At 62.5% G+C, this 26,427-nt stretch carries 19 protein-coding genes; 10 read left to right on the forward strand and 9 right to left on the reverse strand.

Going from position 1 to position 26,427, the window contains the following annotated elements; genetic code table 11:
• Positions 1-19 precede the first annotated feature (19 nt).
• Entirely contained in the window at positions 20-487 is a 468-nt protein-coding gene (locus ACFZCE_RS16170; protein WP_390940733.1) for an SRPBCC domain-containing protein, read from the reverse strand.
• Between the two features lie 158 nt (positions 488-645).
• Here ACFZCE_RS16170 and ACFZCE_RS16175 point away from each other — a divergent pair, with 158 nt between their 5' ends.
• The gene (locus tag ACFZCE_RS16175) at positions 646-1,812 is read left to right on the forward strand and encodes a diguanylate cyclase domain-containing protein (RefSeq protein WP_390940735.1); all 1,167 of its coding nucleotides are present in this window, start codon (positions 646-648) and stop codon (positions 1,810-1,812) included.
• Positions 1,813-1,920: 108 nt separating this feature from the next.
• A complete protein-coding gene (locus tag ACFZCE_RS16180) occupies positions 1,921-2,784 on the forward strand; it encodes a glycine betaine ABC transporter substrate-binding protein (RefSeq protein ID WP_390941164.1) in 864 nt (287 codons plus the stop codon).
• A gap of 134 nt (positions 2,785-2,918) precedes the next feature.
• Here the strand turns inward: ACFZCE_RS16180 and ACFZCE_RS16185 are convergent, their stop codons facing one another.
• Entirely contained in the window at positions 2,919-5,552 is a 2,634-nt protein-coding gene (locus ACFZCE_RS16185; protein ID WP_390940737.1) for an autotransporter domain-containing protein, read from the reverse strand.
• Between the two features lie 206 nt (positions 5,553-5,758).
• On the opposite strand from ACFZCE_RS16185, the gene ACFZCE_RS16190 reads away from it, so the two are divergent.
• Complete coding sequence (locus tag ACFZCE_RS16190) at positions 5,759-7,717, forward strand: EAL domain-containing protein (protein WP_390940739.1); 1,959 nt, start codon at positions 5,759-5,761, stop codon at positions 7,715-7,717.
• On the opposite strand, the gene ACFZCE_RS16195 is transcribed toward ACFZCE_RS16190, so the two are convergent.
• Positions 7,692-8,843 carry an aminotransferase class V-fold PLP-dependent enzyme gene (locus ACFZCE_RS16195; protein ID WP_390940741.1) on the reverse strand — a complete coding sequence of 384 codons (1,152 nt, stop codon included), beginning with the start codon at positions 8,841-8,843 and terminating at the stop codon, positions 7,692-7,694. The genes ACFZCE_RS16190 and ACFZCE_RS16195 overlap by 26 nt on opposite strands.
• Before the next feature lie 155 nt (positions 8,844-8,998).
• Between ACFZCE_RS16195 and ACFZCE_RS16200 the strand changes: the two genes are divergently transcribed.
• Together ACFZCE_RS16200 and ACFZCE_RS16205 are read left to right on the forward strand one after the other, a co-directional pair.
• Entirely contained in the window at positions 8,999-9,454 is a 456-nt protein-coding gene (locus ACFZCE_RS16200) for an Lrp/AsnC ligand binding domain-containing protein (protein ID WP_390940743.1), read from the forward strand.
• Positions 9,455-10,142: 688 nt separating this feature from the next.
• Positions 10,143-11,168: a hypothetical protein gene (locus ACFZCE_RS16205; RefSeq protein ID WP_390940745.1), complete on the forward strand. Its 1,026-nt coding sequence runs from the start codon at positions 10,143-10,145 to the stop codon at positions 11,166-11,168.
• A gap of 3 nt (positions 11,169-11,171) precedes the next feature.
• Here ACFZCE_RS16205 and ACFZCE_RS16210 read toward each other — a convergent pair whose 3' ends face one another.
• Entirely contained in the window at positions 11,172-11,681 is a 510-nt protein-coding gene (locus tag ACFZCE_RS16210; protein WP_390940747.1) for a hypothetical protein, read from the reverse strand.
• Here ACFZCE_RS16210 and ACFZCE_RS16215 point away from each other — a divergent pair.
• Positions 11,667-12,305 carry a hypothetical protein gene (locus ACFZCE_RS16215; protein WP_390940749.1) on the forward strand — a complete coding sequence of 213 codons (639 nt, stop codon included), beginning with the start codon at positions 11,667-11,669 and terminating at the stop codon, positions 12,303-12,305. The two genes, ACFZCE_RS16210 and ACFZCE_RS16215, sit on opposite strands and share 15 nt — an antisense overlap.
• Positions 12,306-12,916: 611 nt before the next feature.
• On the opposite strand, the gene ACFZCE_RS16220 is transcribed toward ACFZCE_RS16215, so the two are convergent.
• Both ACFZCE_RS16220 and ACFZCE_RS16225 read right to left on the reverse strand, forming a co-directional pair.
• Entirely contained in the window at positions 12,917-14,479 is a 1,563-nt protein-coding gene (locus ACFZCE_RS16220; protein WP_390940751.1) for a P-loop ATPase, Sll1717 family, read from the reverse strand.
• Positions 14,480-14,633: 154 nt separating this feature from the next.
• Entirely contained in the window at positions 14,634-15,518 is an 885-nt protein-coding gene (locus tag ACFZCE_RS16225; protein ID WP_390940753.1) for a LysR substrate-binding domain-containing protein, read from the reverse strand.
• Between the two features lie 93 nt (positions 15,519-15,611).
• Between ACFZCE_RS16225 and ACFZCE_RS16230 the strand changes: the two genes are divergently transcribed.
• Together ACFZCE_RS16230 and ACFZCE_RS16235 are read left to right on the forward strand one after the other, a co-directional pair.
• A complete protein-coding gene (locus tag ACFZCE_RS16230; protein ID WP_390940755.1) occupies positions 15,612-16,748 on the forward strand; it encodes an alanine racemase in 1,137 nt (378 codons plus the stop codon).
• Positions 16,738-17,136 carry a Rid family hydrolase gene (locus ACFZCE_RS16235; RefSeq protein ID WP_390940757.1) on the forward strand — a complete coding sequence of 133 codons (399 nt, stop codon included), beginning with the start codon at positions 16,738-16,740 and terminating at the stop codon, positions 17,134-17,136. Before ACFZCE_RS16230 ends, ACFZCE_RS16235 begins: the two co-directional genes overlap by 11 nt.
• 314 nt (positions 17,137-17,450) lie before the next feature.
• Here ACFZCE_RS16235 and ACFZCE_RS16240 read toward each other — a convergent pair whose 3' ends face one another.
• The 3 genes from ACFZCE_RS16240 to ACFZCE_RS16250 all read right to left on the reverse strand — a co-directional run bounded on the left by ACFZCE_RS16240 (position 17,451) and on the right by ACFZCE_RS16250 (position 21,483).
• Positions 17,451-19,898, reverse strand: a complete 2,448-nt coding sequence (locus ACFZCE_RS16240; RefSeq protein ID WP_390940759.1) for a TonB-dependent siderophore receptor — start codon at positions 19,896-19,898, stop codon at positions 17,451-17,453.
• 102 nt (positions 19,899-20,000) lie between these two features.
• The gene (locus ACFZCE_RS16245) at positions 20,001-20,966 is read right to left on the reverse strand and encodes a FecR domain-containing protein (RefSeq protein WP_390940761.1); all 966 of its coding nucleotides are present in this window, start codon (positions 20,964-20,966) and stop codon (positions 20,001-20,003) included.
• A 13-nt stretch (positions 20,967-20,979) separates the two neighbouring features.
• Positions 20,980-21,483: a sigma-70 family RNA polymerase sigma factor gene (locus ACFZCE_RS16250; RefSeq protein ID WP_390940763.1), complete on the reverse strand. Its 504-nt coding sequence runs from the start codon at positions 21,481-21,483 to the stop codon at positions 20,980-20,982.
• A gap of 241 nt (positions 21,484-21,724) precedes the next feature.
• Between ACFZCE_RS16250 and ACFZCE_RS16255 the strand changes: the two genes are divergently transcribed.
• Complete coding sequence (locus ACFZCE_RS16255) at positions 21,725-23,470, forward strand: MOSC domain-containing protein (protein WP_390940765.1); 1,746 nt, start codon at positions 21,725-21,727, stop codon at positions 23,468-23,470.
• A 656-nt stretch (positions 23,471-24,126) separates the two neighbouring features.
• The gene (locus ACFZCE_RS16260; RefSeq protein ID WP_390941167.1) at positions 24,127-26,328 is read left to right on the forward strand and encodes a TonB-dependent siderophore receptor; all 2,202 of its coding nucleotides are present in this window, start codon (positions 24,127-24,129) and stop codon (positions 26,326-26,328) included.
• Positions 26,329-26,427 lie beyond the last annotated feature (99 nt).

Raw genomic sequence — 26,427 nt, forward strand, 5'->3', positions numbered from 1 at the left:
CTCCTGTGGGTGCGGCGAATCAGCGCAGGCTGAGGGCGAGTTCATCGAGCTGGCTGATGACCAGGTTCCAGCCTTCGAAGAACCCCAGTTGTTCATGGCGTTCGCGGCTGGCGGCGTCGGGGTGCATCACCTGGGCGCTGTAGCGGCAGCCAGCGGCCTCGTCGGCCAGGCTGATCACCGCGGTGAAGCCCAGCCAGGGCGTGGCCGGGCGCCAGCCGCCGGTGAGCATCGAGGTGAACACCAGGCGGGTTTCGGGCACCACCTCGAGGAAGCTGCCGGGGTTGTCGCTGCTGGCGCCGTCCGGGCCGCTCATAAAGGTATGGAAGGCCCCGCCCGGCCACAGCTCGAAGGCGCGCACCTCGGTCCGCCAGGGCTGTGGGCACCACCAGCGGGCGAGCAGGGTAGGGTCGGCCCAGGCCCGCCACAGCGCGGCGCGCGGGGCCTGCAATGAGCGGGTGATGAGCAGGTCGTGGGGGTGGCTGGCCATGCTGGGGCGCTCCGCTTGAGGTGGGCCATCGGTTTGGCTGAAAAAGCCTTGCCATTGAGCATAGGCGGCTTGCCGCTCAGCCGCTGCACACTGCGAAAACCTCGCCGGTGCGCTTACAATCGCGGTTTTCTCCGCGGCACACACAGGCCTGGCAGTTTATGGCACTCGACCCAATCACCATGCTCACCCTTTCGATCGCCCTGGCGGCGGCCGCCGCGCTGTACCTGGCGATCGAGTGGCGCAGCGTGCGCGAGCCTTCGCTGTTGTTCTGGAGCGCCGGGTTCGCCACCATCAGCGTCGGCTGCGTGCTGGCCCTGCTGCGCAGCAAGGGCATCCTGCTGGTGGGCATCTGGTTCGCCAACGGCTTGCTGGTAACGGCCCACTGGCTGTTTTTGCAAGGGGTGGCGCGCTTCACCCAGGCGCGGCTGTCGCCGGCCTGGTACCTGATCTTCGCCGCCTGGGCCGGGCTATTGCTGCTGCCGCCGGCGCCATGGTGGTCCAACGCCATGCTGTTGGCCAACTCCTCGCTGGTGGCGCTGCTGATGCTGCGCGCCAGTGCGCTGCTGCGCCCGCTGGGGCAGTCGCTGAGCGTGGGCGCGGTGCAATTGCGCTACGTGCTGCTGGCCCACGGGGTGTTCTACATCGCCAAGGCGGTGACCGCGGTCATGCCGGGCACCTTGCTCGACCTGGCGTCGTTCCGCGGCGAAATCATTCAGGTGTCGCTGGTCGAGGGGGCGATGGCGATCATGCTGATCGCGCTGTCGATGACCGGCTCCGAGCGCCACCGCCGCGAGCAGCGCATCGAGCAATTGGCCGCGCGCGACCCGCTCACCGCGCTGTACAACCGCCGCGCCCTCGAGGTGCGCGCCAGCGGCCTGCTGGCCGAGGCCTCGGTGGCCCAGCCGGGGGCCTTGCTGTTGATCGACATCGACAACTTCAAGCTGGTCAACGACCTCTTCGGCCACACCGCCGGCGACCGCCTGCTGGTGGCCCTGAGCGAGATGATCCGCGCCGCGCTGCCCGAGGGCGCGCTGGCGGCGCGGCTGGGCGGCGATGAGTTTCTGATCCTGCTGCGGGCGACCACCGTGGAGCAGGTGGTGGCCCTCAGCGGCCGCCTGCGCGACCAGTTCGGCCGCGCCGCCGCCCAGGCCTTCGCCACCCCCGCGGCGGTGACCCTGAGCATGGGTGCCAACCTCTTCGACCAGCCCCCGGCCAGCCTGGCGGCGCTGATCGAGCAGGGCGACGCGGCGCTGTATGCGTCGAAGCGCGGCGGCCGCGACAGCATCCGCCTGGTCGACCAGACCCAGGCGCGCCAGGCCGGGTGATGAACGCTGGCGTGGCGTTGCGGTCTTTAATGCCGAACTGCCATAACCTTACGCCAGCCAGGGAATTACCGTTTGAATAGCCGCCTTCGCCATGTGGCCTTGGGCCTGATGCTGCTCGCCAGCACCAGCCTGATGGCCGCGCCGATCCGTATCGGCGCCAAAGTGTTTACCGAACAGGCCATCCTCGCCCAGGTCACCGCCCAATACCTCGCGCAGTTCGGCTACCAGCCGGCGATCACCGGGGGGCTGGGCAGCAGCCTGATGCGCGCGGCCATGGAGAACAACGAACTGGACCTCACCTGGGACTACACCGGCACCGCGCTGCTGGTGTACAACCAGGTCACCGAGCCGGTGCCCAAGGCCCAGGTGTACGCCAAGGTGAAAGCCCTGGACGCGCGCAAGGGCCTGGCCTGGCTGCCGGCGGCGCCGTTCCAGAACACCTACGCGCTGGCCTTGCCGCGTGAGGTGGCGGCGCGTTACCCCGAGCTGAACAGCATCAGCGACCTGGCCCGGCTGCTTCAGCAGCAGCCCGGGCAGGATCACCTGATCGCCCTCGACATCGAGTTCGCCAACCGCGCCGACGGCCTGGTCGGGCTGGCCGAGCGTTACCACCTGGCGCTGAACCGCGAAGGCTACCGCTCGATGGACCCCGGCCTGGTGTACACCGCGCTGGCCAACGGCCAAGTGTTCGCCGGGCTGATCTACACCACCGACGGGCGCATCAACGCCTTTGGCTTGAAGGTGCTCGAGGATGACCAGGGGTACTTTCCGGACTACACCGCCGCGCCGATCGTCAAGCAAGCCTACCTCGACGCCCACCCGGATTTGGCCGAGCACCTGAACGCCCTGAGCAAGCTGCTGGACCAAGAGACCATGCGCGCGCTCAATGCCAAGGTCGACATCGACCGGCAAAGCCCCGAGGCGGTGGCGAGGGGGTTCTTGCGGGAGAAGGGGTTGGTGAAGCAGGGGTAGGTGTTCAGGGCCCATCGCCCGGCACAGCCGGAGTGCCGGACCACGGCCTCCCACCAGTTTTGTGTAAGCCATTGATTTTGGGCTCAACACAGACCCCGTGGGAGGCCGGCTGTGCCGGGCGAGGGCCCTCAACCCTAGAACGCCCACTCCACCCCCACATTCCCCCCCTGATCAGTGAAATCACTGCGCTGCTGCAGCGAATAGCCCACCGTCAGCTTCGCTGTCGCGCTCAGCGGCGCCGCCAGCCCTACACCGCCGCGCAGCAGCCAGGGGTCGGCGCGCTCGCCGCGCACGGTAAAGCGCTGCCCCGGCGCGCCGGCGAAGCGCGCGGTGACCTCGCCGGGTTGGTTGAGCAGGTCGTAGCCCACGCCAAGGGTCAGCCGCAGGCTGGCGCCGCCGGGGCTGAAGGCGTGTTCCAGGCGGCCGTCGAGGCCGGCGATCAACTGGTCGGTTTGCCGGCCATCAACGCTCAGCAGCAGCGGGGCGATGGCCGAGCCGCCGCTTTCGCGGTAGCCATCGTCGCGGATGTGGTTGTAGTCGAGCCGCAGCGAGGGCGTGAGGCGGGTGGCCTGGCTCACCTGATAGGCATGCCCCAGGCTGGCGCCAAGGGTGGCGAACAGGCTGTCGTAGCTGGCCTTGGCCGCGCCGCTGGCACCGCCGAGGGCGAGGGCGCGCTGGTTGTCGACACGGTTATGGCCGGCGCCGGCGTACAGCAGCAACTCGGTGCCTGGCGCCAGGCTGTGGGCGCTGTAGCCGGTGAACTGCCAAAGGTCGAGGCGGCTGTCTTGGGCCGGGCCGAGGCTTTGCCCTTGGCTGGCGCCGCGGGCGTAGGCGAAGGCCATGCCCACCCGCTGGGTGGGCGAGGTGCGGGTGTCGAAGCCAAGCACCTGGCCACTGCTCGCCTGGCTGGCGCCGGGGCGGTTGGCCAGGCTGTTGAACGGCTGGCTCCAGAACGCCGGCGCCTGGGCCAGGCCAATGGCCGGCAGGCCCGCCGGCACCAGCCGCGCTTGCAGGGCGTCGCTGATCTGCCCCAACGCCGCCTGGCTGGCGCGCAGGTTGGCGTCGCCGCTGGGCAGCGCCTGGCCGACCGCCCGCGCCACCTCGGCCTGGGAGGTGGCGGAAACAAAATACGCGCTCAGCGGGCTGGCGCTGCCCTGGGCAAACTGCGCGTCCAGCACCTGGGCGGCACCGCCGGCTTCGGCCAGCCCGGCGCCCTGCACCGCGGCGCGGGCGCTGCTGGTGGGTTTGGCGCTGAGGGTAAGGTCTACCTGGTTGCCGACCTTCTGCGCGCCAAAGTCGAACAACGCGGAATTGCTGCTCACCGCAAAGCTGCCGTCTGACTTCAAGCTGCCGGCACTGAGCACCGCGTTCAGCCGCGCGGTGGTGAACGGCTGGTTGGCGTTGGCCACGTCGACGTCGATCTTCGCCTGGCTGGGCAGGGTGGCGGTACCGCTCACCACCAGTTGGCCATAGTGCTCGGCATCGAGCACCTGGGTGCGCAGGGTGGCACCGGCGGCCTGGTGGTAGTCGCCGTCGATCGTCGCCAGTGCCGAGGCACCGCCCGGGCTGGTGGCGGCCACGCCGAGCACACCGCGGTTGATGAAATTCGCTACGCTGAACCGGTTGCCATCCTGCAGGGTGTAGGTGGCGTTGCTGTACAGGTTGACCGTGGTGCTCGGCGCATACACCGCGCCGTCGAAAATCGCCGTGTTGTTGCCGGCGATGTTCAGCGCATCCAGCCGCGCCGTGGGCTGCACGTACAGCGCGTAGGCGCGGCCTTGCAGCAGGCCGCTGTTGACCAGCCCGCCGTTGAGCTGGGTGGTGCCGTTGACCGCCACGCCGATGGCGCTGCTGTCGCCATTGCTGCCGTAGCCGGCGCTGATGCGCCCGCTGTTGTACAGGCGCCCGGCCACCTGGGTGTTGGTCAGCACCAGGCCGGCGCTGGGGCCTTCTACGGTGCCGCTGTTTTTGACATCACCCTGCACCTGGGTGTTGCCGATCGACAGCGCGCGGCCGCCGCCGTCGGGGTTGAACTTCGCCTCGATCACCCCGCTGTTGATAAAGCTGCCGCCGAGGGTTTCGGTACCTATCACCATGCCGTTGTTGCCGCTGATCAGGTTGCTGTTGATCACATCGCCGGCCACGCTGCCAAAGCTCAGCGCCATGGCCGTGCCGAACGGGCTACCGAGCACCTCGCCGCGGTTGACCACATCGCCGCCGACCTCGGTGTACAGCAGGCGCACGCCGTAGCTGCCCCACTCCTGGGCGTCGATCACGCCACGGTTGGTCAGGCTGCCGTCGAGCTGGCTATGGTCGCTGCGCAGGCCGCCGTTGAGGGTGCCGTTGTTGGCAATGCTGCCGTGCAGGGTGCTGGCGTCTAGTCGCAGCGCGACGGACTCGGGGGCGTCGCTGGTATAGGTGACCGTGCCGGCGCGGTTGTTCAGCAGGTCACCGGTCACCTCGGTGTGGCGCAGCCAGATCACCCCCAGTGCTTCGCTGCTCAGGCTGCCGCTGTTGCGTAGGGTGCTGGCGCCGGCTTCGGGGTGGTCGATCAACACCGCGGCGTTGCCGCCACCGTTGATCGCGCCGCTGGCGGTCACCTGCAGGTTTTGCCCGGCCGGCACTCGGCAGCCACTGGCGCGCGCGCTGCTGACCACCTCCGGGCAGGCTGCCGCCAAGGCCTCGGGCGAGGGCAGGGCGCCGCAGTTGAGGGCGATGGCCAAGGCCAGTGGGGTGCGGGCGATCAACGGCGTGTTGTGATTATTCATGGGGCTGCCTTGCCAGGATCCTTCAGAAGCACTTAGGTGTAGGAAGGGCCTGGGCATGTGTCAAAAACTCGATACAAATGCCCGACGAACGCGTGTAAGCCCCGCGCGCCAAGCTTTTGCCGTTTCAGTTTTGACGCACTGGGCCGATATACAGCCTGTACCGCTCAAGCGGGCACATTCCAGCGTGGTCAATGGTTGAGGTAGCGATGAAAGAGTGGAGCGCCAAGGTGCGTGCGGTGATCGCATTGCCGCGGGACAACCCGCGGCTGATGCGTGCCCAGTACACGGCGTTGTCGCGGCAGTTGCCGATGATGTACTTCATCCTGTTGGTCAATACCTGGGCCCTGGTAGCCACCCACTTGTTGCTGGCGCCGCTGTGGCTGACTTTCGGCGTGCCGTTGGTGCTCACCGTGGTCGGTGCCTCGCGCAGTGTGTTCTGGTACCGCCAGCGCGGCCAGCAACCCAGCGACCAGTACATCCACCGCGCGCTGCTGCGCACCAGCGTGCTGGCCTGCCCGGTGGCGGCGGGGTTTACCGTCTGGTCACTGGCGCTGTACCCCTATGGCGACGAGTACGCCCGCGCCCACGTGGCCTTCTACATGGCGATCACGGTGATCGGTTGCATCTTCTCGATGATGCACCTGCGCCGCGCGGCGCTGATCACCGCAGCGGTGGTCGACCTGGCGTTCATCGTGTTTTTCATCGGCACCGGCATCCCGGTGTTCATCGCCTGCGCAGTGAACATCCTGCTGGTGTCGCTGGCCATGCTGTTGATTCTCGACAACCACTACCGCACCTTCACCGGGCTGATCGCCGAGCAGGCCCGCAGCGAGCAGTTGAGCGACGAAAACCTGCACCTGGCGCACCGCGACAGCCTCACCGGGCTGCCCAACCGCCGGCAGTTCTTTCACGTGCTCGGCCAGGCCCTGGGCCGCGCCCAGGCCGATGGCAGCCGGCTGGCGGTGGGCATTCTCGACCTCGACGGCTTCAAGCCGGTCAACGACCTCTACGGCCATGGCGTCGGCGACCGCCTGCTGACGCTGGTGGGCGAGCGCCTGACGCCGTTGCTCAGTGGCAACATCCAGCTGGCGCGGTTGGGCGGCGACGAGTTCGCGCTGATCATCGAGCAGGTGGCCAGCGACGCCCAGTTGCAAGAGGTGGGCCGGCTGTTCTGCCAGGTGTTGGGGGTGCCGTTCAGCCTGACCGACATGCCCGTGCAGATCGGCGCCTCGCTGGGCATCGCCACCTTCCCCGACCGCGCCGCTGACGCCGAGCAGATTTTCGAGTTTGCCGACTACGCCCTCTACCAGAGCAAGCGCACCCAGCGCGGCAGCGTGACGGTGTTCTCCGAACAGCACCACGCCCAACTGCAGCGAGACAACCTCACCGAACAAGCCCTGCGCCGCGCCGACCTGTACCAGGAGCTGGCCGTGGTGTTCCAGCCGATCGTCGACATCCGCAGCGGCCACACCATGGCCTTCGAGGCCCTGGCGCGCTGGCACAGCCCGACCCTCGGCCACGTGCCGCCGGGGCAGTTCATCGCCGTGGCCGAGCGCATCGGCATGATCAACCAGCTCACCGTGCCGTTGCTGCGCAAGGCCCTGGCCACCGCCCGGCAGTGGCCGGAGCAGGTGCGGTTGTCGTTCAACCTGTCGGCCCGTGACTGCGGTTCGCTGGACGCCGCCCGGGTGATCGCCGGCACCCTGCGCAGCAGCGGCTTCGACCCGGCCCGGGTCGACTTGGAAATCACCGAAACCGCGGTGATGCAAGACATGGCCCAGGTGCAGGCGGCCATCGCGCTGTTCCGCGAGTTGGGCTGTGGGATTTCCCTCGACGACTTCGGCACGGGGTTTTCCAGCCTGTCGCAGTTGCACGCCCTGGCCCTGACCAAGCTCAAGGTAGACCGCAGCTTTGTGAGTGACCTGCAGCACAAGCCGGCCAGCCTGAAGATCGTCAAATCACTGCTGGCGCTGACCCTCGACATGCAGCTCGATTGCATCGTCGAGGGCGTTGAAACCGAGCACGAACTGCAAGCCCTGGAAGCCCTCGGCGCGCGCCTGGTGCAGGGCTACTACTTCGCTCGGCCGATGAGCGCCGACGCCACCCTCGGCTGGCTCGCCGGCCCCGCCTGCCAGGTGCCTACCACAGTGGCGCAGGGGCACTGAGCGCCGCCCGCACCGCGGCGATCGCCCGCTCCACCTCGGCCGCGTCGCTGTAGCGGCCCAGGCTCAGGCGCACCGAGCGGCGCGCCTGCTCATCGCTCAGCCCCAGCGCCCGCAGCACGTGGGAGGCGCCGCCAGTGGCCGAGGAACACGCCGAGGCCCCCGACACCGCCACCTCCGCCGCCAACGCCTGGGCACTGAAGCCCGCCTGCGCCACCTGCACGTTGAGGGTGTTGGCAATGCGCTGGCGCGGGCAACCATTGAGGCTCACCCCCGGCAAGCCCAACAGCCCCTCGCGCAGCCGCGCCGCCAGCGCGCCCAGGCGCGCGGCTTCGTCTTCGCGCAGGGCATCGGCCAAGGCGAACGCCGCGCCCATGCCCACCACCTGGTGGGTGGCCAGGGTGCCCGAGCGCAAACCGCCCTCATGCCCACCGCCGTGCACCTGCGCCGCCAAGCGCGGCCGCGCGCGCTCACCCACGTACAACGCGCCCACCCCCTTCGGCCCATACAGCTTGTGCGCCGACACCGAGAGCACATCCACCGGCAGCGCCGCCAGGTTGATCGGCAACTTGCCCGCCGCCTGCACGGCGTCTACATGCAGCAGCGCGCCGTGCTCACGCACGATCGCGCCCACCGCCGCCACATCGGTCAGCGTGCCCAGCTCGTTGTTCACCCACATCAGGCTGACCAACACGGTGTTGTCGCGCAGCGCCGCCTGCACCGCCGCAGGCTGGATCAACCCGGCGGCATCGGGCTCGAGCAAGGTTACCTCACAGCCGCGGCCGCGCAGGTAGGCCAGGGTGTCGAGCACGGCTTTGTGCTCCAGCACGCTGCTGACGATGTGCGCGCCCGCGCCCGCGGTTTCGGCAATGCCCTTCAGCGCCAAATTGTTCGACTCGGTCGCGCCGGAGGTCCACACCACCTCACTGGCCTGCGCCCCCAACGCCTCCGCCACCTGCCGCCGCGCCGCTTCGACCCTCTGGCGCGCGGCCTGGCCATAGGCATGGCCGCTGGAAGCCGGGTTGCCGAAACAGCCCTGGCGGCCCATGCACGGCAGCATCGCCGCGAGCACGCGGTCGTCGATCGGGGTGGTGGCGGCGTAGTCGAGGTAAGCGGGGAGGGTGGGCATGGGGCGCGTCCTGTGTGAGCGTTCAAGGCAATGCACAACAGCCTAAAGCCGCCAGCGGGCAGTTTTTTTGATGTTTTCGCGCAGCGTGGCTATGAGTGAGCAAATTTATTGCTTAAATTTGCGAACACTCCGAAAAATATTCACCAGGGCCCCCGATGGACAAATTCGACCGCGCGCTGCTCAACCTGCTGCAGCGCGACTGCAGCCTGCCCATGGCAGAGCTGGCCGAGCGCGTCGGCCTCGGCGCCACCGCCTGCTGGCGGCGGATTCAAAAGCTCGAAGACAGCGGGCTGATCCGCCAGCGCGTGGCACTGCTAGACGCCGACCAACTGGGCGTGCCGGTCACCGTGTTCGCCGCCATTCGCACCCAGCAACACAACGAAGCCTGGCTAAAAGTGTTCCACGACCACATCGAAGCGCTGCCGCAGGTGATGGAGTGCTACCGGATGGCCGGGGACACCGACTACCTGCTGCGCATCGTAGTGGCCGACATCGCCGGGTATGACGCGGTGTACAAGCGCCTGATCGAAGTGCCGGGGATTACCGACATCAGCTCGAGTTTCGCGATGGAGCGGATCAAGGCGACGACGGTGTTGCCGTTGGGGTATTGAGGGGGGGGCTTGGGGGGGCACCGCAGATCCAGTAGGAGCCTCGCTTGCGCGCGAAGGGGCCAGGCGCGGCACTGCAAAAAATGCATTGGAATACCCGTAGCACAGTGTATTCGCTGGGTATTCCAACGGCGATGCGAGTATGTAGCCAGGTAAAGCCTCGCACGCATGCGCTCCGCCTATAGGTTGTGTGATGCTTAGAGAATCACAGGCAACACCAAACTTGAGGGAGGCCGTGATCGGCATCTACGCTGTGCCGGGTGAGGGGCTGCAAGTTTATCAGTAGGGTTCAACCACTTACGGGAGAGTTGGCGGTTACGGGGCGGATGTGGGCTGTGGCTATGGGTAGTTATCGGCTAAAAGCAGCCGTTCAGTGCGGGCAGCCTCCACTTCGAATTCGATGCGGCGATTGTAGCTATGACTGTCGTGCGTTGCGTACAGTCATAGATGGCGTGGACTATAGCGGATATTGGTAAATGAGTACGTAAATGCCAAACGTCGCCACGTATTGGCCGCTGCCTATTCGTTAGACACGAATCAATGATCTCGATTATCATCGGTAGCTTGTGCCTGAGCAGCGGGAATTCTGAAGCAGTCAATGCAGCGGTCGCTCTGTTATTTCAAGAAACACCGCCTGGGCAAGGTTGGGTGTTTTTACTAGTTGTGTCACTATTGAAAGAGTGTTTGGAATATGTGGAAAAGAGACGATGCCTTTTCTATTGCGATTGATGATCCTGACTTGATTGACGGGTCTGCAATAATAGCAATGGAGAACATTAACGATGTATTGCTTTTGATATTTAAAGAGAACACTGTTTACAAACTGTTGACCGCTGATTTAACTGATCCACAAAAAACCCAACCAGATACTGGGCACACATATGAAAAAATAGCAGCGTTTGGTGCTGCCTCCCCCTATGTAGCCCGGATATTTCTTCAGTTTAAAAAAATTATTGATCAGGTTTTTCCGGAGGACTCCATAAAGCCTAAGCTTCTGGAACAAATTTGGAGTCTAAACGAGCAACTGCTACTCTGTGCGCAGTTTGAGTCTAATATTCGTGAGCAACTTGATGAGGTTGTGCAGAAATGTGACATCATCATTGAGCAGAGCAAGTCCAATCGCGCCATTCCGCCACTCGCTAAAGTTAAAAATTTAGAAAGTGATGCGAAATCTTTCCTTTTGGTTGGGAAGCAATTCTTAATAGATTGTTTTAAGCTAATAAGCTTGTTCACAGGCTTGCCTTTAGGGACTCGAGATGAGGCGCATTTCGATAAACATATAAAATGGCTAGAGCAGAATCGCTCTGCTTTAAAAAAACTATCTTTAGTCCTGGGCAATGACCTGTCTTGGGTTCGTAGACTGTCGGAGTGCCGGAATGCTCTTGAGCACCCAGGGCCAGGCCAATCTATTGTGATAGAAAACACAAAGCTTCACCCAGGTAATAAATTCTCGCTCCCCACTTGGAGCTACGACCTTACAAATAAGATAAACGTAAAAGAATCCTCCGTTTCTATTCATCAAGAGCTTGATGCTTATCTAAATAATATGCTTTATTTTTTAGAGGATATTCTTCTCTTCTGTATTTCCGAACGCTTACCAGATGATGGGATGTTTTCAATATATCAGCACGACGAGGCAGACATAAAGCCGAACTGTCCGATCAAGTATTATGCAAGCTTAAGTTCTGAATTTTATTTAAGGCTGCAACCGTTTTAATTTTTACAGTGGTCCAAGTTGGCATCCGGCCGCGATTTCACGCGTGAGCAGTGGCCTTCGGGCCAGTACTCGAATTGCTGGACGCGGCGCTGGTAGGCTGAGAGTCTGCGAGCCGATACCCAACGTAAAGGGCGAACATTTCGCACGAACGCCTTGAAGCCAAGAAGTGATACCATTACGTCTGGGCGAAATACCTGACCCGCTGGGGGCGCGGCACGAAAAGTGTTTTTTTTCACCACGAAAACTGGAAAGATTGTTCACGACAGCGTGCGAGCCATAGTTGTTGACGACTATTTCTACAGGACGACCACGCTTACCGGCATGGATGTTCAGGTGATTAAAGCCTTCTCCCGAAAAAGCCCCGGCCATCTTCATAAACAGCACATGTCGTATCTTAATGACTTTCTTATGATGCAGCGGTTTTAGACCATCTACCGAAAATCTGGTATTCAAGATCAGAAAGCCGAGCTGCATCTTAATGCGGTGAAGTGCAACCTGTTGGAAAATCTCCACGGATTTCACGAAGAGAAGGCATTGCCAGTGTTAGCAGCGCTCGCTGATGAAAAAATCGATGTGCTGCAAGATAAGCGGCATATGATCAAGTTCATGATGTTTTTTGGTCACCAAATCTCCCGCACGAAAAATTTCCGAGATGGCGTGATCCAGGTTCAGTCATGGAGCAACAACCTTGGAATTGAAGTGGCCGATGCTACGGCGCATGCATGGTGGTTGCTAAGCTACATGTTCGGTATGAGTCACGGCTTGAGCCTGTACGTAAGCCGCCACGAGGATAGGCATGTGCTACTGGTGAATGACACTAGAGTGCCTTTCAATACGCCCGACCACCCTGTAGTCAACGTGCACTCTTGTGTCTCAGAGACAGAATTCGCCGCACCTGAGTATATCGACTTCTACTACCCGATCTCGCCGAGGGTCGCCTACATCATCTGTAATTCCGAACGATTCGTGACGGGTAGAAATGAGGTTAATGAGATCGCCGCCCTAGAGCTCAATAGCAAAGTCGCAACTCAATCCATGACGCACATCATCGGCGATAAGGAGAACGCCATTCTACCCTTCATGCAGTATATCGGGCGGCGCAACAAAAGAACTCCTGATGGCCATGTCATAGTCTGACTGACCGGGGGCCAAGCTAATCGGTCTCTACTACAAATCGTTACGACTCGATAACTCCTGCTACTTAGAAGCAACGGTATCCGGGCGCGAGTTCGGTCACAGCAGCGCTGCTGCCCCCCGTTACTCCCGCGATGCCCCCGTAATGGCAGCGAACATCATCCAGTCCAATGGATACTTTGGACTGCCAGCAGCGCCAAAACTTCCATGCTTAGCATAAGCAGCGCGTCCTTGTCTCCTTACACCTGCAAAAACGCTTCGACGTGCACGCTCTGCTCGGTGTGTCCGTTGTCCATGTCTAAAATTCTCACGATTAAATGAGGGGCGAAGCGTTTACTTTTCTAAAACAAAGTATCGCGTTTAAAAAATGAAGGCCAAAAACCAATAGAGACTAGCAACAAATCACCGAGTGCCCTGCCACAGGGGCAAGCGGCCAGCGGTTCATTTACCGAAGCTGTTCGCGACCGACCGCTTCCGACCCGAAGCGGCCTCCCGCAGAGGGCTACTGACAATCTATTGCTGCTGGTCAGCATTGGGTCGTATGTCCGTCTCAGAACTGAACTGTCGAATGCTGACTACCAGAGTGCTTAGGCTATGGGGCTGACCTCTGAATCTTATGCTTCAACCTCACCGGAAATATAGTCCTCGTCTTTGCCGCCTGTTGACTCCAAGGAGGCTCCGACCAATTCATCAAGCCCTCTTTCAATAATTCTAGATACTCGAGGATCCGAAACTTCGTATAAGAAGGAGGGTTTTCCTCCTGAGTCGCCGGGCACGGAGCCGCTCTGACGGACTAAGCCAGCATCGCTCCACTTGGTGATCTTGTTGCGAGCGCCCTGGTCACCGATGCGGAATGTAGTTTGAACGTCCTTGTTAATGAAGATGGTTTTTCCAAGACGATAAAGTTGAAGTAGAGTTTCCTTTTTGTACCAGGTTTGGATGGTGTCTCTCGCGTATTTGTCTTGGGCAAGTTCGATCGAGACTAAGTCAATCTTTGGAGGAGCTTCACTTCCTCGGGCATCATGTTCCCTGAAGAGAGTATCCATTAGCCTGATCAGTTCTCGTGGAGACCGTAATGTTAATGCGCAAAATTGCTTAAATATATTGTCTGAATTTAAATCCTGAGAAAATAAGTCGGAAAAGCTAACTGCGCCGTCAGAATAGAACTCAACTCTTCGATCTAGCATTTTCTGAAGTTGCTCCGCCGTCCAAACAATTTTAGCGTTAGCAATTTTATCTAGTCGAATTTTTAGTTTGTTATTGAAGTGGTCTTCAACATTGCCCCAGACGAAGAACATCCAGGAAAAACCTTCTACTTCAAGAAGTTGAATGTTTGCGAGTAGAGGGTGGATGAGGCGCGCAGTGGCCTCTACAGAGTTGTCGGTTTCGCTAGTTTCGTCAAGTTTATCGACAAGAACACACACACCTGTAAAACCAAACATTCGGCTAAGTTCGACTAGCTTAGAAATAATTGCCCTGGGAGTGTTGGCAGAGTCGCTAATCAGGCTGGTCAATATTCGCTCGGCAGAGTCTTTGATGTCTAAGCTCTCATCCACCTTGTTTTTGACAAAGGCGTGAAGTAATCCCGCAAAGATATTGCTTACCGATCCCCATCTTCTTGCAAGCCAAATTTTGCTTTTAGTAGTCCATGCGCTGCCGAGCAATTTGAATGCTTCTGATGTGGACGTATCTCTATCCATTTCAGGGATCGGTAAGTACAAACCTTCTAGCAAAGCCAGAATTAATGCTTTGTCATGCTTATCCAGCTCGCTTAAATGTTTCTCGCGATCTTCGTCTTCCAAAGAAGAAAGCCACGCGAACATCTGTTCTATTACGAAAAATGCAGCAAGCGCGCATATGTCTTTGTCTGATAATTGGCCGCGTTTGAATTTGTCAAGGATTTGTCCGAAGTCGGTTAGGTTGACAATGAACGGTTGCGAAACTATGGATTCTCTGGCAGCTGCCTCCCACGCCTCTTTGTATACAGTCAGCCTTGTGGCACTCTTTCCGGCTCCTCGGTCTCCAAACAATATAAAAGAACTAAGCCCTATTGAGCGTTGCGCAATCGTTTCTAGATAAGGAGGTCGAACTGCGTAAGCAGCAATGTCAGGCTCTTTTTCGGCATTATAATGCTCAAAAGGATTTCCCTTTAGACCTAGGCTCTTCGCGATGTTCATCCTGCTCCCTTCCGTCGGAGTATTTTAGATATGTCAAAATACCATTACTCAACAAGCTATGAAACCAAAAGACTCCGACCTGAGATGCGAGAGGCTGTTTCCGCCCGATAGCAGCCATCCCACGAACATCCACCTCAAGCCGAACGCAGCCCCCTCACCCCCACCTACCCCCCTCCAAAAACCCCACCAACGCCTGCACCCGCGCACTCCGATCCTTCCTCACCGGCACCAACAACTGCACCGGCGCCGCCCCCGCCCGCCAATCCGCCAGCACCCGCACCAACACCCCCCGCGCCACCGCATCGCGCACGTCCCACTCCGAGCGCAACACCACCCCATGCCCTTGCTCGGCCCACCGCCGCGCCACCGCGCCGTCATTGCACAGCATCGCTGGCGCCACCCGCACCGCGCGGCTCAGCCCGGGCTTGCGCAACTGCCACAGCGTTACATCCTCCTCATTCTCGCGAATGCAGATACACCGGTGCGCGGCTAAATCCTCGGGCCCTTGCGGCACGCCGTGGGCGGCGAGGTAGGCTGGGCTGGCGCACAGCCAGCGCTCGTTGTGGGCCAGGGTGCGCGCGACCCAGGAGCTGTCGCGCACGCTGCCGATGTGGATCACCGCGTCGCTGTCGTGGCGGTCGGGCCAGGGGGTTTCGCGCAGGTCGAGGTGCACGGTGAGTTGCGGGTGCAGCCGGGCGAAGCGCGACAGCAGCGGGGCGATGTGTTTGCGCCCGTAGCCGAACGGCGCGGCCAAGCGCAGGGTGCCGCTGAGTTCGGCGCCGGGGGCGCGGAAGTTGTCGGGCAGGGCTTCGATCTGTTCCAGCAGGGCGGCGCACTGCTGGGCGAAGCGTTCGCCTTCGGCGGTGAGGCTGAGGCGCCGGGCGTCGCGGTTGGCCAGTTTGCTGCCCAGGCTGTGTTCGAGTTTGCGCAGGCGCATCGACAGCGCCGGTGGGGTGACGTTCAGCCGGCGGGCGGCGGCGCTGAGGGATTCGGCCTGGGCGAGGGCGGCGGCCAGGCGCATGTCGTCGATGGAAACCATTTAGCTGTGCTTAATGTTTGATGAAACTTGATTGAAGCACAGCTTAATCGCGCTTGGGTACAGTCAGGCCTCGATCAGCAGGAGCTTGCCCCCATGAGCACACCCTTTGAGCAATTGAACACTCCGGCGTTGTTGCTGGACGTACCTCGCATGCAGCGCAATATCGAGCGCCTGCAGGCGCGCATGAACCGCCTGAACGTGCGCCTGCGCCCGCACGTGAAAACCAGTAAATGCTTGCCGGTGATCGAGCGGCAGCTTGCTGCCGGGGCGAGCGGGGTGACGGTGTCCACATTGAAGGAGGCGGAGCACTGCTTTGCTGCGGGTATCCGCGATGTGCTGTACGCGGTGGCGATGGCGCCGGGGCGTTTGCCCCAGGCGCTGGCGTTGCAAAACCGTGGTTGCCGGTTGGCCGTCCTCACCGACAGCGTGCAGGGCGCCCAGGCGATCGTCGACTTCGCCCGGGCCCAGGGTGCGCAGTTCGAGGTGTGGATCGAGGTAGACAGCGACGGCCATCGCTCGGGCCTGCCCGCCGCGGCGCCGGCCTTGCTCGAGGTGGCCACGTTGCTGCACCAGGGCGGTATGGCCATTGCCGGGGTGCTCACCCATGCCGGCTCCAGCTATGAACTGAGCGAGCCCTTGGCCTTGCAGCGGCTGGCCGAGCAGGAGCGCCGTGAGTGTGTGCTGGCGGCCGAGCGTCTTCGCGCGGCGGGCTTGCCGTGCCCGGGGGTGAGCATCGGCTCTACGCCGACGGCGCTGTCGGCGCAGAACCTCGACGGGGTGACCGAGGTACGCGCCGGGGTGTACGTGTTCTTTGACCTGGTGATGCTCAACGTGGGCGTGTGCCAGCCCGAGGACCTGGCGCTGAGTGTGCTGGCCACGGTGATCGGCCACCAATTGGACAAAGGCTGGGTGATCACCGACGCCGGCTGGATGGCCATGAGCCGCGACCGCGGCACCCAGCGCCAGCAACGGGACTTCGCCTATGGCCAGGTGTGCACGGCGGCGGGGGAGTGGATCGAGGGCGCGCTGCTGCACAGCGCCAACCAGGAGCACGGGATTGTCACCGTGGCGGGGGTGGAGAACCGCCTGTTGCTGGAGCGCTTCCCGGTGGGGCATCGGTTGCGCATCACGCCGAACCACGCGTGCGCCACCGGGGCGCAGTTCCCTTTTTACAGCGCGGTCAATGCGCAGGGTGAGGTTGAACAGTGGGGGCGGTTGTATGGCTGGTAACCCTATCGAGTGCATTCACACCGCGCAGGCGAGCGCGCCGGGTGGGCATTACTCACAGGCGGTGCGGTATCAGGATGTGCTGTTCGTGTCCGGGCAGTTGCCGGTGCGGGCAGGCGGCACTCACACCGTTGGCGAGGCGTTCGAGGTGCAGGCCGAGGTGGCCTTGGCCAACGTTGAGGGGATTTTGCGGGCGGCCGGGTGTGGGGTTGGGGATTTGCTGAAAGTGACGGTGTATGTGGTGGGGATCGAGCATTGGCCGGTGTTCGACCGGGTGTATGCAGGGTGGGTGGGGGAGCATCGGCCGGCGCGGGCGGTGGTGCCGGTGCCTGAGTTGCACCATGGGTATTGGCTGGAGGTGGAGGCGTTGGCGCGGGTGCCGCGGGGGTAGCGCCCAATCTGTGAGTGCTGCTGATTCCGTGCATGAGCTTCAGGGCCTTCGCCCGGCACAGCCGTAATGCTGTTCACTTAAGCCATCAGAGCGCTAAGTCGAGGTTAAAAAGCCCTGATCTCTCCCGGCGGTTTTACCAAGCGCATGAGCTGTCTGGCCCATCGCCCGGCACTCCGGCTGTGCCAGGCGATGGGCCCTGAAGCTCATGCACACAATCAGCAGAGCTCACAGATTGATCCCCTTCATGAACCCCTGAAATAGCTTAAGTGAACAGCATTACGGCACAGCCGGGCGAAGGCCCAATCAACCCCAACTCACCAGGTATACGCCAACGTCCCCATCACCGTGCGGCGGGTACCGTAGAACACGCTGTACTCGTAAAAACCCGGGGTGAAATAGGTTTTGTCGAACAGGTTATTCACGTTCAGTTCAACGCGGGCGCCGGCCAGGCTGGCGTCGAGCTTGCCTAGGTCATAACGCAGGCTGGCGTCGGTCAGGCTGTAACCCGGGACCTTGACGGTATTCTTGGCGTTGTAGGACGCCCCCACATAACGCTGCCCGGCGCCCACCTGCAAGCCATCGAACAGGCCTTGGTCGATGCTGTAGTCCAACCACAACGAACCACTGTTTTTCGCCACCGCGATGGGCCGGTTGCCCTTCAGGCTGTAGGCCGTGGTACCGCTGCCCACCGTATTTGCTTGGGTCACTTCGGCGTCGGTGTAGCTGTAGGCGGCGATCACGTCGAGGTTCGCGGTCAGTGCAGCCTTGCCTTCCAGCTCGAGGCCTCTTGAGCGTTGTTCGCCGGTCTGCACCTGAAAGCTCGAGTTGGTCGGGTCGGTGGTGGTCACGTTCTTCTGGGTTAGCTCATACACCGAGGCGGTGATAAAGCTGTCGTGGCCTGGCGGTTGGTATTTCACGCCCAGTTCGTATTGCTCGCCTTCGGTGGGCTTGAACGTGCTGCCATCCTGGGCGGTGCCGGAGGTAGGCTGGAAGGACGTGCTGTAGCTGGCGTAGGGGGTGACGCCGTTATCGAACAGGTACGCCAGCCCGGCGCGGCCGGTGAACTTGTGGTCGTTCTGCGCGCTGCGCCCGCCGCTGCCGAGGTAGCTGTATTCACGGTCTTGCAGCCAGTCTTGGCGGCCACCGAGGGTCAGCCGCCAGTTGTCGAGCTTGAGCTGGTCCTGGAAGTAAGCGCCTTGCTGAACGATCACGCTTTTGCCGTCGGTGGATTTCGCCGCGTTCCACACCACGTTGGCGTTGTACACCGGGTCGAAGATGTCGACGGTTTGGTTGTTCGACCCCCTCCGGGATTCGCGCCCCGAATAATGGCCGTAATCGAGGCCGAAGAGCACCTGGTGATTGACCGGGCCGGTGTCGAATTGGCCTTGCAGGTTGTTGTCGAGCAAGAACGTATCGGTTTTCTTGGGGCGCTTCTGGTAGCCAAAGGTATAGGTGCGGCCGTCGCTGCCCAGTTGCGCGCTGTTGCGCGCGCCGTTGCTGACGTAGTCAACGTCGGCCGCCATGTAGCGGGCGTTCTGCGCGAACGTCCAGTGCTCGCTCAACTGGCGCTCGAAGAGGTAGCCCAGCGAGGTGTTTTCAACGTCGTAGTGGCTGGCGCGCGGGTCGCCCAGATAGGTGCTCGCCGGCACGTGGCCCAAGGCCGTGCCATTGAGCGTGCCGCTCACCGGGAAGCTCTGTTCGGCGCCGCCCTTGCGGGTTTTCAGGTAGCTGGCCAGCAGGGTGAAGGTCGTCGCGTCGTCAGGTTTCCAGGCCAGCGACGGCGCTACGTAGGTACGGTCGTCGGGGGAGTGGTCAACCTGGGTGCCGCTGTCGCGCTGCAGCGCAACGAAGCGATAGGCCAGCTTGCCCTCGTCATCGAGCTGCCCGCCCAGGTCGATGGCCTCCTGCCGGCGGCCATGGTTGCCGGCCTGGACTTGCACCTCGTGCACGGGGTCGCTGGTGGGGCGTTTGCTGCTGAGGTTGACCATGCCGCCGGGCGCCATCTGGCCATACAGCACCGAGGCTGGCCCCTTGATCACGTCGATGCGTTCTAGCGCGAAGGTTTCGAAGTCAGTGTCGTACTGGTTGAAGCCGGTGCGCAGGCCGTCTTTGTACAGGCCGAACAGGTTGAACGCGCGGAAGCCGCGCATGTAGATATCGGGGGCGCCTTGCCCGCCGACGTAGTCGATGGCACGGATGCCGGGGGTATAGGCCACCGCCGAGTTGAAGTCCTGCACGCCGCGCTTGTTCATTTCATCGCGGGTGATCACCGAGATGGATTGCGGCACTTCATTGAGGGCGCTGTTGGTCTTGGTGCCCACGCTGCTGCGGTTGGCGACAATGCCTTCGACCGGTTCGCTGAGGCTTTGCTCGGTACTGCCGTTGATGGTCGAGGTGGGCAAGGTCAGCGGGCCTTCCGGCGCGGTTTGCAAGGTGTAACTGCCGTTGCTCAAGCGTAGCGCTTGCAGCCCCGTGCCGGAGAGCAGCAGCGCCAGCCCTTGCTCCACTGTGTAGTCGCCTTGCAAGCCTGGGCTCTCGCGCCCCGCGGCCTGTTGCGCCGGGTACGCCAGCATCAGGTTGGCCTGGTGGCCGAACTGGTTGAGGGCGCCCAGCAGGCTGCCGGCGGGGATGGCGTAATAGCGCGTGTTGTCGGCGGCGCTGGCCAGTGCCGGGGCGAACAACAGTGCGCCGCTGAACGCGCCGGGGGCCAGGCTACAGGCGAGCGCCAGCGGAAGGGCGCGAAGGCGCAGGGGGTGATTCATGTCGAACTCCACAAGACGTGTGCAAGGAAAAAAGGGGCCTTTATTTCCATGTCTCGCGAGAACGCCGAATGGACCACCCTCTGCGCAACTTTTTCAACGGCGTCAGGCGCGTGGCTGTTTGGCCTCGAGCGTGACCCAGTAGGGGGTGAAGCTGCGCACCCGCAGGTTGAGGGTTGCGCCGAGGGTTTGCAGGATTTTGTCGGTGTCGGCCAGCGGGTAGGTGCCGGCCACGCGGATGTTTGCCACGGCGCTGGCGCAGCCGAGGTGGCCGGGCCGGTAGCGGCTGACCTCGGCGAGGAAGTCCTCCAGCCGTTGGCCGTTGGCCATGATGATGCGGTCGGTCCAGGCGAGGTCGGCATCACTCAGCGCCCGCGGCGGGCCGAGCTCGCTTGCGGTGAACATCACCTGCTGGCCGGCGTTCAGGGTGAGCGGCGGGTGTGCCGCCACACGCAAGGTAAGGTTGCCTTCGGCGACCGCGACCCGGCTGTACCCGGCGGCCTGGCGCAGCAAAAAACGGCTGCCGAGGGTGCTGATGTAGCCTTCGGTGGTGTGGGCCAGCAGCGGCCTGGCCATCAGGTCGTGCCCGGTGCGGACTTGCACTTCGCCGCGCAGTAGGCGCAGCACGCGGCGGTCAGCCTCGAAGCGGACGCCGATGGCGGTGTCGGTGTTCATCAGCACCCGCGTGCCGTCGGCCAGCGTGAGCTGGCGTTGTTCACCGACCGCGCTGTGGTAGTCGGCGCTAGCGTTCTGCCAGATCGTGCTATCGCGCCCGGCCCAGGCACCCGCGCCCAGGCTGAGCAGCGCCGCCAGCGCCTTGAGCGCCCGGCGCCGGGCGAGGTCAGGGGCAGCGGCCGTGCTCAGCGTGGCCTGGGCGATATGGGCATGCTCGGCCAAGGCCGAAAAGCGCTCACCGAAGGCTTCGATGCGCTGCCAGGCGCGCTCATGCTCAGGGCTTTGCGCGCGCCATTGTTGCCATTGCGCCAGGGTGGCCGGGGCCACCGGCGGGGTTTGCAGTTCGACCATCCACTCGACCGCGCGCTCGGCCACCGCGGGTGATACGGCGCTCATCGGTGGGCCCCCATCACGCGGCGAAGAAGCATTGCACACCGGCCTTGACGATGTAGCGCTTGACCGTGGTCAGCGAAACGCCCAGGCGCGCCGCGATGTCCGCATGCGCCAGGCCATCGAGTTGCGACCAGAGAAACGCCTGGCGCACATCGGCTGCCAGGCCATCGAGCAGGCGGTCCAGTTCAAGTAACGTTTCCAGCAGGATCGCCTGGTCTTCGAGCGAGGGCAGCACCGGTTCAGGCAAGCGGGCGAGCACCTCGAGGTAGGCGTGTTCGAGCTTTTGCCGGCGGAAATGGTTGCTCAACACGCTGCGCGCGATGGTCACCAGCAAGGCGCGGGATTCACGGATTTCGATCGGGTCTTTCTTGGTCAGCAGGCGCAGGAAGGTATCGTGGGTGAGGTCCGCGGCGCTGCTGCCACAGCCCAGCTTCTTGCGCAGCCAGTTGTGTAGCCAGCCATGGTGGTCGGTGTAGAGCGCCTGGATGTCGACGCAAGGCTGGCTGTCAGGTGGCGGCATGGGGTGGGCCCGGATAAGCGAGAGATCGATGCGTGCTTGATAATGCTTATCGTATGCGATTGATCCCCGGTCGCTCAAGGCTGCTGTTGGGCCGGGTAATGCCTCAGGCAAACCACGTCAGCCGCGGGTTTACCGCTTCAAGGTCGCATTCCAACGCCCTTGCGGCGACGGCAGGCATTCACCCCCGGCATAAGCGTGGCAGTATCGGCATCACCCACAGGGCGTTTCAGGAGTCTCGCTGATGGCTTGCGTCGTTTCGCTGCATCGCTACCCGATCAAAGGTTTCCCAGGCGAAACCCTGGCCAGCGTTTTATTGGCCTGCGGCGAAGGGGTGCCGGGCGACCGCGCCACGGGGATCTCCCGCGGCCAGGTGGCCACGGGCGCCGCGCCGTTCTTTCAACTGACTACCCATGAAGGCCTGGTGCACTTTAGCTCCGGCCACCGCGCCGGCGCGCTCACCCTGCATCAGCACGGCCCCAGCGCCAGCGCCGACCTGCTGAGCGACCCGGCACGCCTGCGTGAAGTGTTCGGCGCGCAGGCGGCGGTCATCCAGCGCGAGGATGCCCTCGGCCATTGGGATTTCGATGACTCGATGCTGTCGATCATCAACGTCAACACGGTCAAGGCGCTCGAGGCCAAGCTGGGCGTGCCGGTCGACCCGATGCGGTTTCGCGGCAACATTTATATCGAAGCCGAACCGTTCTCGGAGTTTGACTGGCTCGGCCGCGGCGTGCGCGTTGGCGCCACCTGCCTGTCGATCATCCGGCCGATCAAGCGCTGCCGGGCCACCTCGGTGAACCCGCACAGTGGCGAGGTTGACATGAACACCCCCGCCCAGTTGAACCGGCACTTTGGCCACCTGTATTGCGGAGTGTACGCGCAGGTCGAACGCGGCGGCCGCGTGGCCCCGGGCGACCGGGTGCAGGCCACCGACGAGCGCTTCCCGGCGAAGCTGGCGATCGCCGCCACGGTGCCCAAGGCGCCGCCGTTGGTGTCATGGCCGCGGCCGGCGCGGGTCATGCAGATCATCGACGAGGCCAGCGGCATACGCTCGCTATGGCTGGAAGACCCGCTCGCCGCGTTGGGCTCGCTCGACGGCTTCAAGGCCGGCCAGCATATCGCGCTGCACGGCCTGACCCGCAGCGGGGTGTGGCGCCGCTATACGGTATCCGGGCGTGACGGCGATCGCTTGCGCATTACCGTGAAGCGCGACGCGGGCGAGGGTTCCCAGGCGTTGCACGCCTTCGCGGTGGGCCAGGCGCTGCGTATCAGCGGGCCGTTTGGCCCGGACACCGTCGCCCTCGACAGCCCCGCGATGCTGATCCTCAGCGCGGGAATTGGCATTACCCCGACCACCACCAAGCTCAAGGCGCTGGTGGATGCCGGCTACACCGGGCCGGTGCGGGTGGTGCACAGCGTGCGCTTTGGCCACGAGTTGGCGCTGTGGGGCGAGGTGGGCGCGCTGGTGCGGCAGTTGCGCGATGCCTCGGCCGTGTTGCACGTAACCCAAGGCAGCGCCGGCGTTGACAACGCCGTGGCCGGCCGGCCCGACATCACTGCGCTGGTCAGCGCCGCGGCGCGGCTGAACGCGGCGATTCACGTGTGCGGCTCAGAAGGGTTTCAGGCGCAGGTGCTGGCCGTGGCCACCGAGGCCGGCGTTGCGCAGCGCCTGCACATGGACAGCTTCGCCACCCCCGACACCCCGGTAGAGATGCGCCCGATCCCCGCCAGCGGCCCGTTCCGCGTGACCTTCAAGCGCTCAGGCGTCGTTGCCCAATGGTCGCCCCAGGACGGCCCGTTGCTTAACTTCGCCGAGGCCAAGGGGCTGGTGCTGCCCGCCCATTGCCGCGCGGGCCTGTGCCAAACCTGCGCGTGCGGGGTGGTGGAGGGGGAAGTGTTGTCGCTGCTGGAAGCGACCCGGGCGGGCACGGGGCAGGCGCTGTTGTGCGCGGCGGTGCCGGCGGGGGATGTGGTGTTGGATTGTTGAAGGTTATGGCCGGCGCCGGGGGGGAAGGCCTGGATTCAGCGTTGGGTTTGTACCGCGACCACAATCAGTTCACTTCCGGCGAGTTCAATGGATTTCCTCCAGGCATGGGTTATGTTCGTGACTGGCAGGAATTCGCCGCGATACGCTTTTTCCGAGAGTTGGCGGTGAAGCGCCGGGGTCAAGGCGGGAAGTGCCCCAGGCGGTATGTTTGAGCACCAGGTGGAAATGAAACCCTTGAAGTTGCTATGGCTTCCTTGGGTCACATGTGTCGCGCCTTTGTACGAAACTACGTAGGTGTAAAGTGGCACCTGGGCATCCTGCCTATGAGGTTGAAAGAGGATTCAGTCTCCGCTGCGCGTATTCAAGCAAAAAGGTAGGGGGTTGGCCAGCAACCCCGCGGTGGCCCCCAATGTTTTCAATTCCCTTCACCTGCCCGCTACGGATTCACCCACTCAGCGGCCCTGGGCGGGGGCCCAGCTGCGCGCGGCGTTCAAGCGAGCGCTCTGGCCCAGCACATTTCCCAAAGCGTGTACGCAGCGCAACCCAGCGATGACAACTTTCAAATGAATTATTCTGATAGACTTTCGTATCTGAGAATTCATTGCATTAACGCGCGGCTTTCATCCGTTCCGTCCACCTTGCTGGGTAATTGCCTAATGTTCCCGTCTTTTCCCTTTCGCCCCTCTGTGCTTGCACTGTGCTGTTCGTTCAGCGTTGCCGCCAACGCTGCCGATTCGGTCGTTGAGCTAGGTGCAACCGACGTCAATGCCAATGCTGTAAACGCCAACTCGAATACGCTGCCTGAAGCGTATGCCGGCGGGCAGTTAGCCAGGGGCGCGCAGATGGGCGTGCTGGGCAATCAGGACAGCATGAACGTACCATTCGCCATGGCAAGTTACACCTCCAAACTCATCGAGGATCAGCAGGCTGAAGATGTTGGCGATGTACTCCTCAATGACCCTTCAGTGCGCCAGTCATATGGCTTCGGTAACCAGTCGCAAGTCTTCGTCATTCGCGGCCTGCCGCTTGCGGGCGACGATATTTCCTACGGCGGGTTGTACGGTGTACTCCCTCGGCAGATTTTGGCCGCCGACGCCATCGAACGGGTAGAGGTATTCAAAGGCCCCAACGCATTCATCAACGGCGTGAGCCCCACCGGCACAGGTTTGGGTGGCAGTGTGAACTTGCAGCCAAAGCGTGCTGAAGACGTGCCTACTCGCCGCTATTCCCAGGACATCAGTTCAGATGGCCGCATCGGTGAGCACCTGGATCTTGGCCAGCGGTTTGGCGAAGGCAACCGCTTCGGAGCGCGAGTCAACCTCAGCCAGCGTGAAGGCGATACGGCGATTGATGACCAAAGCCAACGCAGCAAACTGTTCGTGGCTGGGCTGGACTATCGGGGTGACAATTTCCGCGTATCTACCGACCTTGGCTACCAGAAACAACGCATAAACGGCCTACGTAATAGCGTGCAAGTGGGCAGCGCTACTAAGATCCCCACTGCTCCGGACGCGAGCCACAACTACGGCCAAGACTGGACCTACAGCGAAACTGAAGACACCTTCGGCATGATTCGTGGCGATTGGGACCTGAGCGAAAACTGGACAGCCTACTTGGCCGGTGGCGCCAAGCACACGCGCGAAACCGGTGTGTACGCCACGCCGACGCTCGTGGGGAATGATGGCGTCGCAACCGTGGGCGGCTCGGAGATCCCACACAAGGAAGACAACACCAGCTTCGCGGCAGGCCTCAACGGCCTGCTGCAAACCGGCCCGCTCAGTCATCAAATTGCAATCGGAGCCTCGACCCTCTGGACCCAGCAAGAGAACGCTTACACGTTCTACCGTTCGGTCGCCGGGAACAGCAATATCTACAACACGCCGGCGTTGGGCAAGCCAACGGACGTGTCCAGCACCGGTGGCGAGATGGGTGATCCGGGGGTCACGGGCAAGACGCGAAACCGCAGCCTGGCCATCTCCGATACGATCGGGCTATTCGATGACCGTTTGCTGCTCACCTACGGGGTTCGGCGGCAGCAGTTGCGGGTAGAGAACTACTCATACGACGGCACGACCTCCAATGGCGTAGCCAACCCGGCGAACGACGGCAGCCGCACTTCGCTGTACGACGAGTCCGTCACTACGCCGGTGTACGGCATTGTTTACAAACCCACAGATACTATTTCGCTGTACGCGAACCGTATTGAAGGCCTCGCTAAAGGCCCCGTCGCATCGGGTACCAACATCACCAACCTCGGAGAGGCGTTTCCACCCGGGCGTACCAAGCAATTGGAAGCGGGCATCAAGTTGGACATGCCATCTTTCGGTGCCAATCTCGGTGTCTTCAGGATCGAGAAGCCCAGCGATGGCTACGTTGACACTGCGCAGCGCCTGTACATCCGCGATGGCGAGCAGGTTAACAAGGGGGTCGAGCTGAGCGTGTTCGGTGAGCCCATCGAGGGCCTGCGGCTGATGGCGGGGGGGACCCGCATGACCTCCGAGCTAAAGAAGACCTCCGGAGGCCTCACGGATGGCAACCATGCCATCGGCGTGCCTACCTTCCAACTCAACGCCAGTGTTGACTGGGACATTCCGGGCTTGGCCGGCGCTGCGCTCAGCGCTCGCATGCTCCGCACTGGAGGCCAGTATGCAAACCAAGCCAATACCCTGAGCCTGCCCACCTGGAATCGGTTCGATGTGGGGGCACGTTATAAATTCAAGGTCGATAGGAAGGACCTGACACTGCGCGTCAATGTAGAGAACCTTACCGACAAGAACTATTGGGCCTCGGCCAATGGGGGCTACCTCAGCCAGGGCGACCCACGATTGGTCAAATTTTCAGGCACCCTCGACTTCTGAACCGAGCGGATTCCCCAGGGGGTGTTCAACGCCCCTGGGTGCTTGCCGCTGGCATCACCGCTAACGCGCCTGCCGAAAAACCTGCTCCTGGCCAAACGC

Source organism: Pseudomonas sp. NPDC007930 (assembly GCF_042958985.1).
In the GTDB taxonomy this organism is placed as follows: Bacteria; Pseudomonadota; Gammaproteobacteria; order Pseudomonadales; family Pseudomonadaceae; genus Aquipseudomonas.

What these genes read in the sequence shown, in the direction of transcription:
- ACFZCE_RS16190 (WP_390940739.1), top strand. Translation starts at nt 5,759, where the DNA reads ATGAAAGAGTGGAGCGCCAAGGTGCGTGCGGTGATCGCATTGCCGCGG.
- ACFZCE_RS16195 (WP_390940741.1), bottom strand. Translation starts at nt 8,843, where the DNA reads ATGCCCACCCTCCCCGCTTACCTCGACTACGCCGCCACCACCCCGATC.
- ACFZCE_RS16230 (WP_390940755.1), top strand. Translation starts at nt 15,612, where the DNA reads ATGAGCACACCCTTTGAGCAATTGAACACTCCGGCGTTGTTGCTGGAC.
- ACFZCE_RS16245 (WP_390940761.1), bottom strand. Translation starts at nt 20,966, where the DNA reads ATGAGCGCCGTATCACCCGCGGTGGCCGAGCGCGCGGTCGAGTGGATG.
- ACFZCE_RS16170 (WP_390940733.1), bottom strand. Translation starts at nt 487, where the DNA reads ATGGCCAGCCACCCCCACGACCTGCTCATCACCCGCTCATTGCAGGCC.
- ACFZCE_RS16175 (WP_390940735.1), top strand. Translation starts at nt 646, where the DNA reads ATGGCACTCGACCCAATCACCATGCTCACCCTTTCGATCGCCCTGGCG.
- ACFZCE_RS16240 (WP_390940759.1), bottom strand. Translation starts at nt 19,898, where the DNA reads ATGAATCACCCCCTGCGCCTTCGCGCCCTTCCGCTGGCGCTCGCCTGT.
- ACFZCE_RS16220 (WP_390940751.1), bottom strand. Translation starts at nt 14,479, where the DNA reads ATGAACATCGCGAAGAGCCTAGGTCTAAAGGGAAATCCTTTTGAGCAT.
- ACFZCE_RS16260 (WP_390941167.1), top strand. Translation starts at nt 24,127, where the DNA reads ATGTTCCCGTCTTTTCCCTTTCGCCCCTCTGTGCTTGCACTGTGCTGT.
- ACFZCE_RS16185 (WP_390940737.1), bottom strand. Translation starts at nt 5,552, where the DNA reads ATGAATAATCACAACACGCCGTTGATCGCCCGCACCCCACTGGCCTTG.
- ACFZCE_RS16200 (WP_390940743.1), top strand. Translation starts at nt 8,999, where the DNA reads ATGGACAAATTCGACCGCGCGCTGCTCAACCTGCTGCAGCGCGACTGC.
- ACFZCE_RS16205 (WP_390940745.1), top strand. Translation starts at nt 10,143, where the DNA reads ATGTGGAAAAGAGACGATGCCTTTTCTATTGCGATTGATGATCCTGAC.
- ACFZCE_RS16225 (WP_390940753.1), bottom strand. Translation starts at nt 15,518, where the DNA reads ATGGTTTCCATCGACGACATGCGCCTGGCCGCCGCCCTCGCCCAGGCC.
- ACFZCE_RS16250 (WP_390940763.1), bottom strand. Translation starts at nt 21,483, where the DNA reads ATGCCGCCACCTGACAGCCAGCCTTGCGTCGACATCCAGGCGCTCTAC.
- ACFZCE_RS16235 (WP_390940757.1), top strand. Translation starts at nt 16,738, where the DNA reads ATGGCTGGTAACCCTATCGAGTGCATTCACACCGCGCAGGCGAGCGCG.
- ACFZCE_RS16180 (WP_390941164.1), top strand. Translation starts at nt 1,921, where the DNA reads ATGCTGCTCGCCAGCACCAGCCTGATGGCCGCGCCGATCCGTATCGGC.
- ACFZCE_RS16255 (WP_390940765.1), top strand. Translation starts at nt 21,725, where the DNA reads ATGGCTTGCGTCGTTTCGCTGCATCGCTACCCGATCAAAGGTTTCCCA.